At 28.7% G+C, this 18530-nt stretch carries 15 protein-coding genes; 4 read left to right on the top strand and 11 right to left on the bottom strand.

Annotation, left to right across the window (positions count from 1 at the left end):
- Nucleotides 1-56: 56 nt before the first annotated feature.
- From QML81_RS05725 to nadB, 11 genes are all read right to left on the bottom strand, one after another.
- Nucleotides 57-362, bottom strand: coding sequence for a F0F1 ATP synthase subunit C (locus tag QML81_RS05725; RefSeq protein WP_281950460.1), 306 nt, complete (start codon nt 360-362; stop codon nt 57-59).
- Nucleotides 363-609: 247 nt separating this feature from the next.
- Complete coding sequence (locus tag QML81_RS05720; RefSeq protein ID WP_281950459.1) at nt 610-2805, bottom strand: polyribonucleotide nucleotidyltransferase; 2196 nt, start codon at nt 2803-2805, stop codon at nt 610-612.
- Between the two features lie 10 nt (nt 2806-2815).
- The gene (locus QML81_RS05715) at nt 2816-3091 is read right to left on the bottom strand and encodes a J domain-containing protein (protein ID WP_281950458.1); all 276 of its coding nucleotides are present in this window, start codon (nt 3089-3091) and stop codon (nt 2816-2818) included.
- A 4-nt stretch (nt 3092-3095) separates the two neighbouring features.
- Entirely contained in the window at nt 3096-4562 is a 1467-nt protein-coding gene (locus QML81_RS05710) for an MlaD family protein (protein ID WP_281950457.1), read from the bottom strand.
- Nucleotides 4559-6634 (bottom strand): LPS-assembly protein LptD, encoded by a 2076-nt coding sequence (locus QML81_RS05705; protein WP_281950456.1) that lies wholly within the window; start codon nt 6632-6634, stop codon nt 4559-4561. The genes QML81_RS05710 and QML81_RS05705 overlap by 4 nt, the downstream gene beginning before the upstream one ends.
- Nucleotides 6627-7043: an RDD family protein gene (locus tag QML81_RS05700; protein ID WP_281950455.1), complete on the bottom strand. Its 417-nt coding sequence runs from the start codon at nt 7041-7043 to the stop codon at nt 6627-6629. The genes QML81_RS05705 and QML81_RS05700 overlap by 8 nt, the downstream gene beginning before the upstream one ends.
- 4 nt (nt 7044-7047) lie before the next feature.
- The gene (purD, locus tag QML81_RS05695) at nt 7048-8319 is read right to left on the bottom strand and encodes a phosphoribosylamine--glycine ligase (protein ID WP_281950454.1); all 1272 of its coding nucleotides are present in this window, start codon (nt 8317-8319) and stop codon (nt 7048-7050) included.
- A 566-nt stretch (nt 8320-8885) separates the two neighbouring features.
- Nucleotides 8886-9539, bottom strand: a complete 654-nt coding sequence (locus QML81_RS05690; RefSeq protein WP_281950453.1) for a uroporphyrinogen-III synthase — start codon at nt 9537-9539, stop codon at nt 8886-8888.
- Between the two features lie 13 nt (nt 9540-9552).
- The gene (gene guaA / locus QML81_RS05685) at nt 9553-11103 is read right to left on the bottom strand and encodes a glutamine-hydrolyzing GMP synthase (protein ID WP_281950452.1); all 1551 of its coding nucleotides are present in this window, start codon (nt 11101-11103) and stop codon (nt 9553-9555) included.
- Nucleotides 11104-11307: 204 nt separating this feature from the next.
- Nucleotides 11308-12606, bottom strand: a complete 1299-nt coding sequence (gene nhaD / locus QML81_RS05680) for a sodium:proton antiporter NhaD (RefSeq protein ID WP_281950451.1) — start codon at nt 12604-12606, stop codon at nt 11308-11310.
- A 20-nt stretch (nt 12607-12626) separates the two neighbouring features.
- A complete protein-coding gene (nadB, locus tag QML81_RS05675) occupies nt 12627-14063 on the bottom strand; it encodes an L-aspartate oxidase (protein ID WP_281950450.1) in 1437 nt (478 codons plus the stop codon).
- Nucleotides 14064-14173: 110 nt separating this feature from the next.
- On the opposite strand from nadB, the gene QML81_RS05670 reads away from it, so the two are divergent.
- The 4 genes from QML81_RS05670 (at nt 14174) to QML81_RS05655 (ending at nt 18523) form a co-directional block, all read left to right on the top strand.
- On the top strand, nt 14174-14593 hold the full coding sequence (locus QML81_RS05670) for a hypothetical protein (RefSeq protein WP_281950449.1): 420 nt from the start codon (nt 14174-14176) through the stop codon (nt 14591-14593).
- Nucleotides 14593-16407, top strand: a complete 1815-nt coding sequence (gene uvrC / locus QML81_RS05665; RefSeq protein ID WP_345741163.1) for an excinuclease ABC subunit UvrC — start codon at nt 14593-14595, stop codon at nt 16405-16407. The genes QML81_RS05670 and uvrC overlap by 1 nt, the downstream gene beginning before the upstream one ends.
- 86 nt (nt 16408-16493) lie before the next feature.
- On the top strand, nt 16494-16907 hold the full coding sequence (locus QML81_RS05660; RefSeq protein ID WP_281950447.1) for a PAS domain-containing protein: 414 nt from the start codon (nt 16494-16496) through the stop codon (nt 16905-16907).
- Complete coding sequence (locus QML81_RS05655; RefSeq protein ID WP_281950446.1) at nt 16904-18523, top strand: Hpt domain-containing protein; 1620 nt, start codon at nt 16904-16906, stop codon at nt 18521-18523. The genes QML81_RS05660 and QML81_RS05655 overlap by 4 nt, the downstream gene beginning before the upstream one ends.
- The last annotated feature ends 7 nt before the right edge of the window (nt 18524-18530 follow it).

Raw genomic sequence — 18530 nt, 5'->3', positions numbered from 1 at the left:
TAAGGAATTTTATCAAAAGAGAAGAAGTTTGTCAAAGGCTTAAAGCCTTTGACAAATTATCCTAAGAATGGGTTAGCATAAAGAGCTATTAGAGCAATAACAAGTGTATAGATAACTTGTGCTTCGATCATTGCAAGAGCAATGAACATTGTAGTCATTAGTTTACCACCAAGACCCGGGTTTCTTGCAGTTCCTGCAATAGTTGCAGCTGCAGTATGTCCCATACCAAGACCACCACCAGCAGCAGCAATACCAAGACCAACACCAGCAGCTATAACACTGTATGCTTGAATCATGCTTTCACCTTCGCCAGCAAAAGCAAAACCAACAAATGCAATCATAAGTAAAAAAAGCTTTTTCATAAAAACCTCCTAAAAATTTTGGGAAAATCCCTAATGCAAAGTCCGTTCGGCTTGCGTATCCCTACTTATCACTTTGCAAATGTGATTTTATAAAAAAAATTGTTAAAAATAGATAAATTAGCTATTTTGGTTATTAGTATATTGGTAATTGGTATATTAGATATTTGATTTTTTTACCAATAACTAATAACCAATATACCAATTACTATTTTTTAACTCACTATACTTATTTATCTAACCTAAATTATTATTTAAAAACTTGCCTCAAAGCAAGCTCTATTTTATGTCCTTTTTGATTTAAAACTTCAACTTCTACTTCATCACCAATATTTACCACATCTTCAACTTTTTCAACTCTACCAGATGAAAGTTTTGATATATGAAGAAGTCCATCAATGCCACCAGGAAGCTCAACAAAGGCACCAAAATTTGCTATTCTTTTTACTTTTCCTTTTAAAATTTCGCCCTCTTTAAACTGCGGAATTTTCTCTTCCTCTTTTTGCGCTATCGTTTTAATATGTTCACATGCAGCTATAACTTTTGGCTTGTTTTTTCCAGTAACTTTTACTTTTCCTTTTTCTCTTTCTATATCTATATTAACTTCAAATTTTTCAATAATCTCTTTTATTGTTTTCCCAGCTTGACCTATTATTTGTGCAATTTTACTTGGATGAACTGTTATGGTTTTTGATGTTGGAAGATTTTCTTCGTTTATCTCAATTTTTTTTGCAGCATCTTCCATAATATTTAAAATATGCTCTCTTGCTTCTTTAGCTTGAATAAGGGCTTCTTTTAATATATTTGCCTCAATTCCACCAAGCTTAATATCCATTTGTAATGCAGTTATTCCATCTTTAGTTCCTGCAACTTTAAAATCCATATCTCCATCATGATCTTCGAGTCCCATAATATCGGTTAAAATTGCATATTTATCATTTTCTATAACTAGCCCCATAGCAACACCAGCAACAAGATCTTTTATCTCTATATTTGCTGCTTTTAAAGCTAAAGCTCCCCCACATACAGTAGCCATTGATGATGAACCATTTGATTCTAAAATTTCTGATACAAGTCTTATTGTTTTATCTTCAGGAACATCTACAACTGGTTCTAAAGCTCTTTTTGCAAGATTTCCATGTCCAAGTTCTCTTCTTCCAGGAGCCCCAATAGGCCTAGCTTCTCCAACACTAAAAGGTGGAAAATTGTAATGAACCATAAAATGCTCATATTCTGGTCCTTTACTTGTTAAAAGTTCATACATTTGAGCAGCACTTTTTTCTCCAATTGTACAAACTACAAGTGCTTGAGTTTGTCCCCTTGTAAAAAGGCATGATCCATGTGCAGAAGGTAAAATATTTGTTTCAATATCTATTTTCCTAACATCTTTTAATCCCCTTCCATCTGCTCTTTTTCTCTCATTTAAAATCATATCTCTAACAATTTTTCTTTTATATTTATCTACCACTTTAAAAATTGTATCTTCTTCCCAACCTTGCTCTTTTGCAATTTCATCTTCAGCAATCTTTTTTACTATCTCTTCAAGATGTTGAGCTCTTTCGCTTTTAGCCATTGCATTTATAGCTTTATAAATATCATCTTTATAAATCTCATCAACATATGTCCAGATATTTTCATCAATCTTTTCTGGTTTGATCTCTACTTCTAACTCTTCTTTAGCAACTTCAATAAAATATTTTTCATATTCACTACATGCACTATTTATTGCTTCTTTGCCTTGTAAAATGATATTTGAAAGCTCTTCTTCATCAAATGCATTTGGATTTTTTATCATTACCACCTCTTCAGCCAAAGTAGGATCTAGCATTGGGTCAACCATTGAAGGTGGTAAAATTTCAGGTTCATATGTTCCAATAGATCTCATTTCAATCATTAAAAGATCATCTTTTGTACCTGCTAAATATAGATCTAAAGTACTATTTTCAAGTTGTGAAAGCTTTGGATTTATTACTATTTCTCCATCAATTTTTGCCACTCTTATCCCACAAACAGCTGTCCTGATTGGAATATCACTTACATATAAAGCTGCACTTGCTGCATTTAAAGCTAAAACTTGTAAATCAGCCTCTTCATCAGCACTTAAAACCATTACTGTAATTACTACTGGATATAAAAAGCCTTTTGGAAAAAGTGGTCTAATTGCCCTATCAACAATCCTTGCAGTTAATGTCTCAAAATCTCCTGGTTTTTGTTCTCTTTTAACAAATCCTCCTGGAATCTTACCAGCCGCATAAGATTTTTCTATATATTGAACGGTTAATGGTAAAAAATCCTCTTCAACAGGATTTTTATCCATTACTACAGTAGCAAGCATTACAGTTTTACCACTTTTTAATAAAACTGCTCCATTAGCTTGTTTTGCTACCTTTCCAAATTCATATATCTCTTTATTGTTATTCATATCAAATTCAAATGTACAATGCATTTACCTTCCTTTAAAATCTAAATTTATTTGCATGATTTTTTGTAGGAAACTGTTTTAATATTTCCTCTTCACTAAAACTGAATTTATAATTTTCTATATACTCTTTTAATAATTTATATGCCCTATTTATCCTTTCCATCTCTTCTTTATTTCCCCCAACATCTGGATGATACTTTTTTGCAAGTAGATAATATCTATGTTTTATATCTTTTAATGAAACAAGCGGAGGAAGTCCTAAAACATTAAGTGCATTTTGAATTTTTTTAACTATTTTTTCTTCTTCCATCTAATCACTTTATAAAAGTGCCAGCACCACTTGCAGCACCAAGAATTGATTTTAAATCTTGATCTACAAAATCAAATCCCAATCCAAAAAAGAAATTTCTTGCATCATCATTTAAAAAGTTATCTATACCTATAAATGTATCTAAATGTTTTAAAAATCTATATCTTGCTAAAAGTTTCAAATGCGCTTTATCTCCTCTAACATCATTTACAGCATTGAAATCAAATGCTTCAAAAGAGAGTTTTGCTTTATCATTAAACATAAAATAGTCTACTCCAACACCTCCTGTACTTTCAATTACACCTATTCTAAATAAAATATCATTATACCTTCTTCCATATTGGGCAGAAAAGAGAAGTTTAGAATCTTCATGATCATCTGGTTTGATTACATTTCCATTTTCATCCATTTTTGAATAATCATCAGTTGAAATTATATCTAACATATAATATTTTTCAGGAGAAGGAATATAATAAAACGATGCATAATTTTTAGCAAATTTATCACTACTCATATATTCACTTCTAAAAGCAACCTCTATTTGTGATTTTGCCACCGCATTTAGATAGTTATCAACTTTTTTAAATGTCTCACCGCCAGATGTAAAAAATGTATCTGCAGACTTTATCGCTCTATTTAGAGGTTTTTTATTTTCACTTACAATTTCTTGTAAATCATTTTCCAACGAGGAAAATTTATCCATAATTTGAGGAAGTTTACTTTTTAATTCTTTACTAGTAACAGATAAATCAGCAACTAAAGAATCGATTTTATTCATAATATTTGGAAGTTTTTCATTTATAGTATCAGCAGTATAAGAAAATTTTGAAGACATATTTCCAAATTTATCTCCAGCTTTAGCTAGTTCTTTTGCCATAATTTTTAAATTTATTATTGACTGTTTTAAATTTTCTTTATTATCTTTTATCATATCTTGAATAGATTCAGTAATTTTTCTTAAATTTGAAATAGATTTTTTTAAATCATTTCCATTTTCTCCCTTTAGATCTTCTCTTAGCTCTTTAATAAACTCTTTAAACTCTTTTGCAGCTTCATCTATTGATCCTGTAGTCTCTTCAAATGTATATGTTTTTTTCTGTTTTTGTAAAGCCTCATTTTCTGAAATATACTCTTTTGAACTTCCAGGAATTATATTTAAATATTTAGAACCAAGCATGCTTTCTTGATTTATTTGTATTATTGAATCTTTTGGTATTTTAACACCTTCATAAATAAAAAGCTTCGTTTTTACCTTATTTCCATCAAGATTTATATCTTTTACATAACCTACTTCAACCCCTTTAATTTTTACTTTTACATTTTTTTCTAAACCTGATACATCATCAAGATATGCATCTATTATATAACCTTTTTTACCAAAATGAGAAAATCTGTTTACTTGAGTACTTAACAAAAATAAAAAGACAAGTCCAATTGCAACAAATATACCTACTTTTGCCTCAGTTTTCATAATTCACCTTTAGTAGTTTTACTCTCTATTCTTTGCTCAAAAGAGTGTTCAACACCACCCAGTGGTACAAGTTCAATCTTAAAATATACAATTTTATTTTTAATTGATGAACTACCAGCAGAAGTTAATATTGGTCTAATCTCTTCTTTATAACTCAAAGTATAGTTCCAACATTTTTTATTAAATATATATCCTAATTGCCACTCTCTAACATATTCATCTTTAAAATCATAATCAATTTTACCAAATAGTTTATATTTTTCAGATAAATATTTGGAAATATCAAAAGTTATATAATTTGAATCTTCTTCTTTTTTACTATTTTTATAAAAATGAGAAATTGCAATATTATATACATCATCTTTATAGTTTAAACTTGTTGTAACTGAACTAATATCACTATACTCATGGGAAAAGAAAATATCATTTGTAAAATAGAGATTTTTATTAAATTTTACACCTATTTCATTTTCAAGATCTCCATATTTATAATCTTTATCATAAAAAATTGGCTGTATTATTCTATGATATAAAAATTCACTTCCCTCTAAATCATAAAAATACTCTTTTAAACTAAGTTCTAACCTTTTAGATTCTGTATTTATTGTTATAAAATCCTCTTTATCACCTTTAGTCTTCTCATAACTTGGAACATATAAAGTTGCATTTAAATGAAGCGTATGTAAAAAATTTTCATAATTTTTAATAAGATCTGAATAGAGTGAAAATTTATGATAATTCCTTATAATATAGGCGTTTTCTATCCAATGAGTGGTATTTGAATAATCAACATATGTAAAATATATATTTTCTGAAGCAGAAATTCCAATATAGTCGTTTAAAAAAGAAAAATATATTCCAACAGGAATATTTGCCTCATGCTGTATAGCTCTAGTTCCCTCTTTTCTTGTAAAATTTGAAACTTTATAATCAAGAGAATATAAAAGATTATCAAAAAATAGAGAATTTACATATTTATGATATTGAAGTTTTGGTAAAATTTGTAGTGTATCCTCGTTATCAGTCTTTGTGGTATCTATAAAATATCTTGAGTAGAAACCTATATAATGGTCATATTTATTATAATAATAATTTAATCTAGATGTAACTATAGAATCAAAATCCTCATGTGAACCCTCTTTTTGAAGGTTCAAATAGTCTATATCATTTAAATATTTAAAATCAAGATAAATACCATCTTTTTTATCTTCTTCATTGATTTTTGTAAAAAGAGCCTCTCTTTGATAAAATATTTCATAACCTTTATGCTTATCATTTTTAAGATTCTCTTTTTCTGCATAACTCTCTTTTTCTTTAAATATTCCAGTTTTAAAATACCCCTCAGAATAAGGAGTATCTACAAACCTATATGTTAAATAAAGACCTTTTCCCCTTTTAGCTCTTAATTGTGGGTCAAATTCTAAATCCCATTGTGGATCTACTGCAATATATATAGGTTGAATATATACAAAACCCTCTTTATTTGAGATACCAAAACTAGGTATTAAAAGCCCACTTTTTCTCTCTTTTGATGTAGAAAAGCCAATATATGGAGAGTATAAAATTGGAATATCTTTTGCATATAATCTTACATTATAAAGATTAATCCACTTCTTTTTTTCATCATAGTTACCAGATGAAAATGCAAGCTTCCAATCTGGATTAGATGGATCACAACTTGAAACTAAAGAGTTTTCAAGTTTAAAAATATAGTTTTCTCCACAAGATTTTTTTGCACTTATCCAAACTCCATTTGTATGTTCGATAAAGAAAAAAGGAGAGGATAAAATCTTTTTATTTGCCATATCAAACATAGCATATTCACTAAGTACGGTATAGAGTGAATCTTTTATAAAATTTACATCTCCAAAAAGTTCTATAATTTGGGATTTTTTATCATATATTGCTTTATTAGTCTCAATATAGTAGCCATCATATATTAATACAACATCTCCAGTAGCTATAATCTTTCCATCTTGGGCTACAACATTTTTAGCATATATATCAAGTGGCAACTCTTTAGCATATATAAATCCAAAAATTAAAAGATATAAAAAGATTATTCTATACATTTACCACCAAAGTTTTTGCAGTTTTATCATGTAGAGTCTGTCTTTTTTTATCAAAAAAAGCAAGTAAAAAGCCAAAATAAAAAATTATTTCGCTTATTACTCTAAAAATTGCTCTATTAAACGCTTGCAAAAAATTTACATTTTCATAATCTAAACTTAAAACCTCAATTTTTAGTGCCATTTTTCCTAATGTTGCTCTAAATTTGTAAACAAAATATGTATGGTAAAAAATCTTTATCATCACTAAAAGTAGCATAAACTGATTTATAACTATGGACAATTCTACAAAAGAGCCACTTTTTGGAATATATTCCCAAATAATTATAAGATATATTAATGAAACTAATATATCATCAATTAAAAAAGCTATAGCTCTTTTATTAAGAGATGCTAAACTTCTGTTTTCCATAAGTTTAGCTCTTTAATGCCTGATATGCAATATCGCTTCTATATTTTTTTCCAGCAAAATGAACTTGACCCGTTAGCAAATAGGCATATTCTCTCGCCTCTTTTATACTATCTCCAATTCCCACACATACAAGAACCCTACCGCCAGTCGCATATAGTTTTCCCTCTATTAAACTCACTCCTGCATAAGAGATATGTGCATGCTCAGCCAAATCTTTATGAACAATCTCATCAACAATAATTTCAGCAGGTTTGCTCTTACCATATGGATAATTTTCACTTGCTAAAACTACACCAACTGCATATTTTTTATAAAATTCAATATTTAAACTGTCTAAATCCTTTGTAGCTGCTTTATAAAATAGTTCACTTGCAGGAGTTTTCAAAAGTGGCATCAATACTTCACATTCAGGGTCACCAAATCTTACATTAAACTCTAAAACATAAGGTTCATTATTTACAATCATAAGCCCAGCAAATAAAACTCCTTCAAAAGGAACACCTTCATCATTCATTCCTTTAATCGTTGGAGCAATAATTTTTTCTTCAATTTTTTTTGAAAGCTCATCATTAATTAAAGGTGTTGGCGCATATGCTCCCATTCCGCCAGTATTTGGTCCTTTATCTCCATCAAGCAGCCTTTTATGGTCTTGCGCAGCTGGAAGTATTACATATTTTTTCCCATCACTAATTGCAAAAACCGATAGTTCATAGCCATTTAAAAACTCTTCAATAACAATTTTCTTACCAGCCTCTCCAAAAGCTTTTCCACTAAGCATTTCATCAGCAGCTTTTCTTGCTTCTTCTTTGCTTTGTGCAATTATTACACCTTTGCCTGCACAAAGACCATCAGCTTTTACCACTATAGGTTCAGGTAAGGTATTTATAAATTCATTCGCTTCTTCTATAGATGAAGTTTCTAAAAATTTTGCTGTTGGAATATTATATTTTTTTAAAAAATTTTTCATATATATTTTAGAGCCTTCAAGTAGTGCTGCTTTTTGAGTTGGACCAAATATAGTTAATCCTTTATCTCTAAAAATATCTACTATTCCTTCAACTAGTGGAGCTTCAGGTCCAACTATTGTTAAATCGATATTGTTTTCTTTTGCAAAATCTGCTAAATCTTCCCAATTTGAAACTTCAATATTTTTACCAAGATTAAATGTTGCACCATTGCCTGGAGCAAAATATAATTCTTTTACATTATCATCTTTTTTTAAAGCAAGACCTATTGAATATTCTCTACCGCCACTTCCAACAACTAAAACATTCATTGAAATCCTTTAGAGCTAAGTATTAAGAGTTAAGTATTAAGAGTATTTATTGATATTTACAAAAGAAACAAAATTAATTTATGAAAATTTCATTCTTAACATTTAACTCTTAATACTAAAATAAAAAAACCCGAGCGGGCGTTCACGCTATGCAATGGTCCCTAAGACCAAAATAAGAGGGAGCGAGTTTTGGATTAGGCGGCGGCTTCTCGCCAAGTCTCCCTGGCTCAAACGAAGTCACCGACACACACCAAAATCTACAGGCCTCCCTCAAACGTGGATTGTCGGACCCCCATATCGCGGGTAGCGCACCGCTCAGGTTTATATTTATTATACAATTTTTTAACTTAAATAAATATAGATAGTAAGAAATTAGTCATTAGTCATTGGTATATTGGTATATTAGAAATTAGGAATTAGTGCTAAGCACTAAGTGTTAAGTGTTAAGTTTTTAACTAGCACTAACACTGAAAACTAAATTCTCAATTCTTAATTATTTATTCACTTAATTCATTCTTAAATCTTAAATTTTAACTTTAATATACTAATAACCAATTACCAATATACTAATTATTAATGTCTAATGATTCTTTTATAAAATTAATAGTGCCTTGAAGAGTTTGAACTGGCGAAATGATAAATTCTATATCTTTTGGTATATAAGAAGCGGTTTTTTTACCAATTGCTATGGCTTTATAACTTTTATCCCATTGAAAATTTTTCAAAAAACACTCAATTGTGGAAGGAGAAGAAAAAATGATAAAAGAGCCTTTTTCAACTCTTTTATTTTCTATTTTTTTACATACAGTTTCATATACAATAATTTCTTCTAATAAAAACTCTCTTTTTCTTAAAATTTCACTTAAATTTGACAAAACTTTTTTTGCTCTTAAATATAAAAATTTTTTGCTTTTATCAAAATTTTGAGAGATTTCTTTAGCTAATTCATCTCCATAAAATTTTTTTGCAACATATGCAACTTTACCGCCAAGCTCTTCAATTTTTTTAGCAGTTGCCTTTCCTATAGCAATTGAATCAATTTTTTTCCACTCACTTGATATTCTATCAACTGCAATTACGCCATTTTTAGAAGTAAAAACCAAATAATCATATTTTTTAAAATCTATATTAATATTAAAAAAATTTTGCTCAATAACAGGGAGCTTTATTGCTCCCTTAATATCACTATCTGACAAAACATATATTTTTCTATTTTTCAATATTTTGTCCTGTTTACTCCCACTCTATTGTGCCAGGTGGTTTTGAAGTTATATCATAAACTACTCTATTTATTCCATCTACTTCATTTATGATTCTATTGCTTATATTTTCTAATAAATCGTGAGGAAGATGTGCAAATGTTGCAGTCATACCATCGCTACTCTCTACACATCTTATAGCAACTGTATTTTCATAAGTTCTTTTATCACCCATAACTCCAACACTTTTGACATTTAATAAAACTGCAAAAGCTTGCCAAAGTTTTTCATAATAACCAGCCGCTTTTATCTCTTCTAATAGTATCGTATCAGCCTTTCTTAAAACCTCTAAACTCTCTTTATTTACCTCACCAAGTATTCTAATAGCAAGGCCTGGTCCTGGAAAAGGATGTCTAATAACCATCTCTTTTGGAAGTCCAAGTTCAAGTCCAAGTTTTCTTACCTCATCTTTGAAAAGTTCTCTCAGTGGCTCAATTAACTCAAACTTCATCCACTCAGGAAGCCCTCCAACATTATGATGAGATTTGATTGTCTCGCTTGGGCCTTTTACAGAAACAGACTCAATAACATCTGGGTATAAAGTCCCTTGAGCAAGATACTTAACATCTGTATGTTTTTTAGCCTCTTCTTCAAATACCTCTATAAAAGTGTGACCTATTATTTTTCTTTTTTGCTCGGGGTCTGTTACACCTTTTAAAGCATTTAAAAATTTTTCACTGGCATCCACTACAATCAAAGGAACTTTTAACATATTTTTAAAAACATGTTCAACTTTTTCTCTCTCACCTGCTCTTAGTAATCCATTATCAACAAACACAGGTATAAGTTGGTTTCCAATCGCTTCATATAAAAGTGCAGTAACAACAGAACTATCAACTCCACCACTTAATGCACATAAAACCTTATCTTTACCAACAATTTTTCTTATTTTTTCAATCTGTTCTTTTGCAAAATGACCCATATCCCATTTTTCTTCAATTTTACAGATCTCTCTTGCAAAATTCTTTAATATTTTGCTACCTTCCTCAGAATGAGAAACTTCAGGATGAAACTGCAATGCATAGATATTTTTTTCTTCATTAGCAATTGCTGCATATGAAGAGTTATTGGTATGAGCTATCCTTTTAAATCCATAGGGTAGTCTTTCAACTTTATCTGCATGACTCATCCATACAATCTGGCCATCTTTTGTATCTTTAAAAAGAGGAGAAAAACCTCCATGAATCTCATCAAATATAAGTCTTGCCTTTCCATACTCATGATGATCTGCTCTAACTACATCTCCGTTAAAATCAACTGTAATTAACTGCATTCCATAACAGATTCCAAGTATAGGAAGACCAAGCTCATAAATCTTTTTATCAACTCTTGGAGCATCCTTTTCATAAACACTTGATGGTCCACCACTAAAAATAATACCTTTTGGGTTTTTCTTCTTTATCTCTTCAATATCTGTAAAATATGGATAAATCTCACAATATACCTTTTCTTCTCTTAATCTTCTTGCGATTAATTGTGTATATTGTGAGCCAAAATCAAGAATTACTATCGGCACATTTTGCATATTTTAAAACTCCTTATTTTAGTCGTTAGACATTGGTTATTAGTAATTAGTAATTAGTCATTAGTCATTAGGAAATAGCGTTAAGAATTAAGTTTTTATTATAAACTATCACTATCACAAAATTCTTAGCTCTTAATTCTTAACTATTAACTCTAATATCCAATTACTAATGACTTAATGACTAATGACTTCTTTCTAATCTACTCAATAAAGTCCCATTATCTCAAATTGAATATACCATAAAATCATTGATAATATATATCCAGCAAGAACTGTCCATGCATGTTTCATATGAGAACCAAATGTATATATTCCTCTAAGTCTTCCCATAACACCAACACCTGCTGCACTACCAAAACTAATCAAACTTCCACCGATTCCAGCAGTTAAAGTTACTAAAAGCCATTGATCTATTCCCATATTTGGATCAGCTTTTAATATTGCGCTCATTACAGGAACATTATCTACAATCGCAGATATAAATCCAACTCCTATATTTCCTGCTGTTGGTCCAATAATATCATAAAGTTTAACTATATATTCAAGATATCCTAAAAAGTGTAATGCACCAACTGCACTTAATATTCCAAAGAAAAACATTAAAGTATCATTTTCAACATGCTTCATATTTACAAAGATATCAAAATGGTCTTGATTTTTCTTTTTTAAATAGTATGAATAAATTTTTAATAGAGCCAAACCAAACATCATTCCCCACATTGCAGGAAAATGGAAAAACTGATGTCCCATAACTGCTGTAAAAATAGTAAAAACACCTAAACCTATTACTACTTTAGCACCTGGTTTTAACTCAGCCTTTGGAAGAGATGCATCAAAATGTGGCTCACCCTCTGGAACAACACGAGATAGTAACCAAGCTGTTAAAAGCCATCCACCAAAACTTGGAACAAATAGATATAGAAAATCAACAAACTCGCCTTTTCCAGCTGTCCAAGCCATTAAAGTAGTAATATCACCAAATGGGCTCCATGCACCACCTGCATTTGCAGCTACTACAATATTTATAGCACCTGGAACTAAAAACTCATTTTTTGTTTTATCTATCGTAAATAAAACAGTAGATAAAATTAATGCAGTTGTTAAGTTATCAGCAACTGGTGAAATCCAAAAAGATAAAGTCCCAGTTAACCAAAAAAGTTTTTTATAGCTATAACCTCTTGAAGTTAATTTATACTTTAATACATCAAATACTTTTCTTTCTATTAAAGTTTCTATATAGGTCATTGCAACAAAAAGGAAAAAGAAAATCTCTGCAATTTCTAAAATGAGTTTTTCCATCTCCTCATGTAATGGTTCAGGTTCTAATCCATTTATAGAAAAATATATACCTAAAAGCATAAACATTAAAGTTCCAATTAATAAAGCTGGTTTTGCTTTATTCATATGAAATTTCTCTTCAGCAGCAATAAAATAGTAGCCTATCACAAATATAGCTAAAGAGAGATATCCAACCCAAGTATGTGTTAAATCTAACCCATGCATTTTTATCCTTTCAATAAATATTATTCTTCAATATAGTGTGCCCCAACCGATTTTTTTCTATTAATAGCACTTTTTACTATCTCTTTTGCACTCAATACTCTTAATTTTAAAAATCTACCTATATCTTTTTTTTCAATATCTTCTATAATATCGGCAGCTTCTTTTAAATCTTTAGTTTTTCTAATGATACCAACCTTATCCCACATTGTTTTTCTTAGAAGATTTTTCATTTTTTTATCGATATTTTTTACAAGAGGAGCCCTATTTATTAAAAACTCTTTATTTTTATACTCTTTTTCATTTATTAGAGTATCTTCAACTGCTCTTTTTGAAAAAACAAGGCCCTCAAGCAAAGAGTTACTAGCAAGTCTATTTGCTCCGTGAACACCACTGCAAGCAACTTCTCCAATAGCATATAAATTTTCAAAATTTTTCACTTTTGCATAATAATCAGTCTTTATACCACCCATCATAAAATGAAAGGCTGGTGAAATTGGAACTTTCTGTTTTGGTACATCAAATCCAAGCTCTTGGAAATTTTTATAAATTGTTGGAAATCTATGTTTAAAAAAACTCTCTTCAAAATTTTCAAAAGATAGATATACTTGATGTCCCTCCTGTTTATATCTGTATATAGCTCTACTTACTATATCTCTTGGGGCAAGCTCTCCTCTATCATCAAAATCAAACAAAAATCTTTTACCATTTTCATCTACAACTGTTGCACCTTCCCCTCTTAAAGCTTCAGTTAATAAAAGCTTTCTTGCTTTTTTACTTTTTATAAAAACTGTTGGATGAAACTGAGTAAACTCCATATCTTTTAACTCTATACCTTTTTCAAGAGCTATTCCTTGAATATCTGCACTTATCGTTTTTGCATTTGTATGATACTCATAAAGTGAACCAATGCCACCACTTGTTAAAAAAACATAATTGGCATAAATATTTTGTAAAATACCTTTAAATCTTATTGTAACTCCATATACTATTCCATCTTCACATAAGATATCTGTTACAACTGCTCCTTCTAAAACTTTATGTTTTATATTTTGCATTAAAAAAAGATGAAGTTTTCTACCTGTTGCATCACCACCAGCATGAAGAATTCTAGCAGTAGAATGTGCAGCTTCCCTTGTAAATAGAAGATTTCCATTTTCATCTTTATCAAACTCAAAGCCTCTTTCAATTAAATCATTTATTACATTAATGCTATTTCTGCTTAATATCTCTACAGCTTTTTTATCACAAAGCCCAGCTCCAGCTTTTAATGTATCTTCTATATGCACAGGGATATCATATTCATCTTTTGCAGTAGAAATCCCACCTTGAGCATAAAAAGTATTGCATTCCCATAAAGGATCTTTTGAAAGAATTAAAACTTTTTTATTTTCGGGGATGTTCAAAGCAGCATATAATCCAGCAACACCAGCACCCACAATTATATAATCATATTTCATTATTTGCTTCTCTCTTTTTTGGGATAGTATGGTGGAGCTTTATGTCCACATCCCCAAACAAAAAATAACAAAGCTGCTATAATTACAGCATGAAAAATGTTAAATCTATTTTGAATCATATCTTTCCTAATACAAAAAAATTAAATGAACATAGATGTTTTAATAAAATTTTATCACTATTTCCAAAAAATTTAAAAAATCACATACTTTTTTGTTATATAAAAAACCAAATTATCTTTTTTGTAACAGACCATCCTGCAATTAAAATGGAGATAAATTATAATAAAAAACTTATAAATGAACTATTAAATATTGCAAAAAAAAATTTTTCTGAATGCAAAGAGTTAGATATAAGAGAGTTTAAAGTCTTTGTTAGTAACAAAATAGTTCAAAATAAAAAAGAAACAAAACCTATTCTTTATTATAGTGAAAAATCCAATGGAGATTTTATAATTAGTACAAATTTTAAAGAGTTAAAAGATATTTTTGAAAAAATAAAATCAAAAATAAAAGAGAATAAAAAAAAATGATGAAACTGCTTGAAAAGTTAAAAAATCTTCCAGATGCTCCAGGGGTTTACCAATATTTTGATAAAAATGGATCACTTTTATATGTTGGGAAAGCAAAAAGTTTAAAAAATAGAGTAAAAAGTTATTTTAGATTTTCACCAAAATTTATGCCTGCGGCAAATTTAAGTCCAAGAATATATAAAATGGTTCATGAAATATATGATTTAGAATACATTTTGGTAGAAAATGAAAATGACGCCCTTATTTTAGAAAACTCTCTAATAAAGCAGCTCAAGCCAAAATATAATATCTTATTAAGAGATGATAAAACCTATCCATACATATATATAGATTTATCACAAGATTTTCCAAGATTTGAAATAACAAGAAAGGTTGTAAAAGGGAAAAAGATAAAATATTATGGACCATTTTCAGTAGCTGCAAAAGATATACTTGACTCTATTTATGAAATATTTCCGCTTGTTCAAAAAAAGAGCTGTATAAATGGTAAAAAAGCATGTCTCTTTTATCAAATGAAAAGATGTCTTGCACCTTGTGAAGGGAAAATATCAAAAGATGAATATAAAAAAGTAGTAGAAGATGCAATAAAACATATTTTAGACAAAAATCTTCTTATAAAAAAACTTGAATCAAAAATGCTTGATTTATCGAAAAATCTAAGATTTGAAGAAGCAGCAATCATTAGAGATAGAATAGAAAAAATTAAAAAAAGCAATATACAAAGTAACATAGATTTTGCAAAACTTGAAGATTTGGATGTTTTATATATCCATGAGAAAAAAAATGAAGCCGTTATTATTAGAATCTTTATGAGAGAGGGAAAGGTGATCTCAAGTAGCTCTAAAATTATAAAATATGATATTGATAAAGGATTTGATATTGATGAAGCTTACAAAAGAGCTATTTTAGATTTTTATAGAAATGACTCAATCTTTATATCAAAAAAGATTATAGTAGGGAAAGATTTTGAGCAAAAAGGAGAGATTGAAGAGCTTTTAAGAAAAAAGTTTAAAAAAAATATTTCAATTATCAATCCAAAAAAAGGAGAAAAGGTAAAGCTTATAAAACTTGCTCAAATAAATGCCAAAGAGATTTTAAGCAAAAATCAAAAAAATAAAAATGATGAAATTTTATATAAAATTAAAGAGCTTTTTGATTTAAAAACAACTCCTTTTAGAATAGAGATTTTTGATAATTCACATATAAAAGGAAAACAGCCAGTTGGAGCTATGGTAGTTTATGAAAATGAAAAATTAAAAAAAGATGATTATAGACATTACAATCTAACATCAAAAGATGAATATTCACAAATGAAAGAGCTTTTATCAAAAAGAGCAGATAGTTTTGAAAAAAATCCTCCTCCTGATTTATGGGTAATAGATGGAGGGGAGACTCTTAGAAAACTTGCAAAAGATATTTTGAAAAGTGTAGGTGTTGATATAGATGTCATAGCAATAGCAAAAGAAAAGGCTGATTTTAAAGCTGTAAGAAGTAAAGGAAGAGCCAGAGATATCATCTATAGTGAAAAAGAAGTCTTTGATCTTTTACCAAATGACAAAAGATTGCAATTTATCCAATATCTTCGTGATGAGGCTCACAGATTTGCTATAAAATTCCACAAACATCAAAAGATTAAACATGATAAAGAGATCTCTTTATTAAATGCAACTGGTATAGGTGAGGCAAAAATTAAAAAACTTCTTAATTATTTTGGCTCTTTTGAAAATATAAAAAGTGCTACTATTGAAGAAATTGCTACTGTTTTAAATAAAAAAGATGCTAAAAATATAAAAAGTTTTTTATCTAAGAATTAGTTATAAAAAATTATGTTATAGTTTAGTATACAGGTTTCAAATTTTTGCTTTTGTTGTAAGAAATTCTTTAAATAGTGGAGTATTTTGTGAAAAAACCTACACCAATTGATGAAGAATATACTTTTGAAGATGGAGTAATTGTTAGTGAAACAGACCTAAAAGGCGTCATAACATATGCAAATAGAACATTTTGTAAAATAGCTGGATATGATAAAGAAGAACTTTTAGGAAAGCCTCATAATATTATTAGACATCCTGATATGCCTAAAGCTGCTTTTAAAGATATGTGGGAAACTATAAAAAAAGATAAAGAGTGGATAGGACTTGTAAAAAATCTTAGAAAAGATGGTAGATATTATTGGGTAAAAACATATATAAAACCAGTCTTTAAAGATGGAGTAAAAGTAGGATATATAGCAGCAAGAAAACCTGTGAGCAAAGAAGATAAAGAAGAAGCTGAACTAAAATATAAAATGATGAGAGAAAAGGAACAAAATTGATACTATACAACTCTAAAAAAGAGATGGTAGCTATAAGTATAGATACAATAGATTTTTTAGGCTTTTCATCAATTGAAGAAATGAATGAAAAAATAGAAGATATTGCAGATCTTTTTATTAATAAGCCAGGATATATTTACAATTTTAAAAACTTTTCATGGATAGATTATGTAGTTTTAAATCATTTAAAAAAACCTAAAGTTATCATAAAAACATTAACTAATGAAGTAGAAACTGAACTGATTGTAAAAGAGCTGTTAAAAATTGATAACCAAGGAAAAATGTATTGTATTGATTTTAAAACCTTATCTGAGCAAAAAGAGAGTTTTGAAAAAAATGAAGAGATACCTTTTAAAGGTTTTGAAGAAGAAGGTTTCAAAGAGAGCTTTGAAACTGAAATCCCTGAAATAGAAATAAAAGAAGAGGCTCCAAAACCTGTAGAAGAGATAACTGCTGAAACAATCAAAACTGAAGAGCCTTTATCGGTTAATTTTGACGAATTAAGCATTGAGGAACCTGCTACTAAAGAGACAACAATATTAGATAAAGCATTAAAAGAAGAAAAAGAGATAGTAAAACCACTTTATGATACAAAAGAAGTAGCAAAAGAGTTAGGTTTAGATGAATCTCTTATCAAAGAACTTCTAGTAGAATTTATTGCTCAAGCTTATGAATTACAGCCACAAATAGAAGAGGCTCTTGAAAATGAAGATTATGAGTTAGCACATAATCTTATTCATAAAATAAAAGGAGCCGCTGCAAATTTAAGAGTTAATGTAGCAAATGATATTTTATCTAATACTTCCGGTATAAATGATAAAAATATTTTAAAAGAGTATATGGATCAATTTTATGATTTTATTGAAAAATTAAATGCTGAATTAATGCTCTTTGTTGAAAAACCAAAAATTGAGAAAAAAGAGATTCAAAAAGAGCAACCTCAAATAATTGAACCTCAAAAACCAATATATAAAATATACAATCCAAATATTGCATCACAAGAGCTTGGATTGTCTGAAGATATTGTTATTGAATTTTTAAAAGAGTATATAACACAGAGTTTAGAATTTAAGAAAAATTTTGAAGATTATATTGAAAAAAATGACTTAGAAAATATAAAAAATCTAGCCCACAAACTTAAAGGTTCAGCAACAAATCTTAGAATAGAAAAAGCTGATGAGATTTTAACAAAAATATTAAAATCAAATGATATTCAATATTTAAAAACATTAATAGACAATTTTTACAAACTTTTAGATGAAATTGCAAAAGAGTTTAATTTTGATATAAAACCTATAACTAAAACTGAAGAATCTTTGAAAAAAAATGAAATAGAAAAAGTAATCCAAGAAGCATCAAAAGATTTGGGTATTGAAGAAGATATATATAAAGAGTTTTTAAATGAATTTATTAAAGATCTAGAAAAAATCTATATGACAGAAAACCTTGAAACTATAAAAAAAATTGCTAAAAATTTAAAAAGTATGTCAGAAAATTTAAGATTAAATAAAATTAGTGAAATTTTAAATAAAATTACAGCATCATCCGATAATTTAGAAATAGAAAAGCAAATAAATGAACTTAAAAATATTATAAATAAATTAAAAGATATTTAAAGGGAAA

This window comes from Nitrosophilus kaiyonis (assembly GCF_027943725.1).
Taxonomy (GTDB): domain Bacteria; phylum Campylobacterota; class Campylobacteria; order Campylobacterales; family Nitratiruptoraceae; genus Nitrosophilus_A; species Nitrosophilus_A kaiyonis.
The sequence above is the reverse complement of the archived record's forward strand: the minus strand, read 5'-3'. Positions and strand labels throughout refer to the sequence as shown.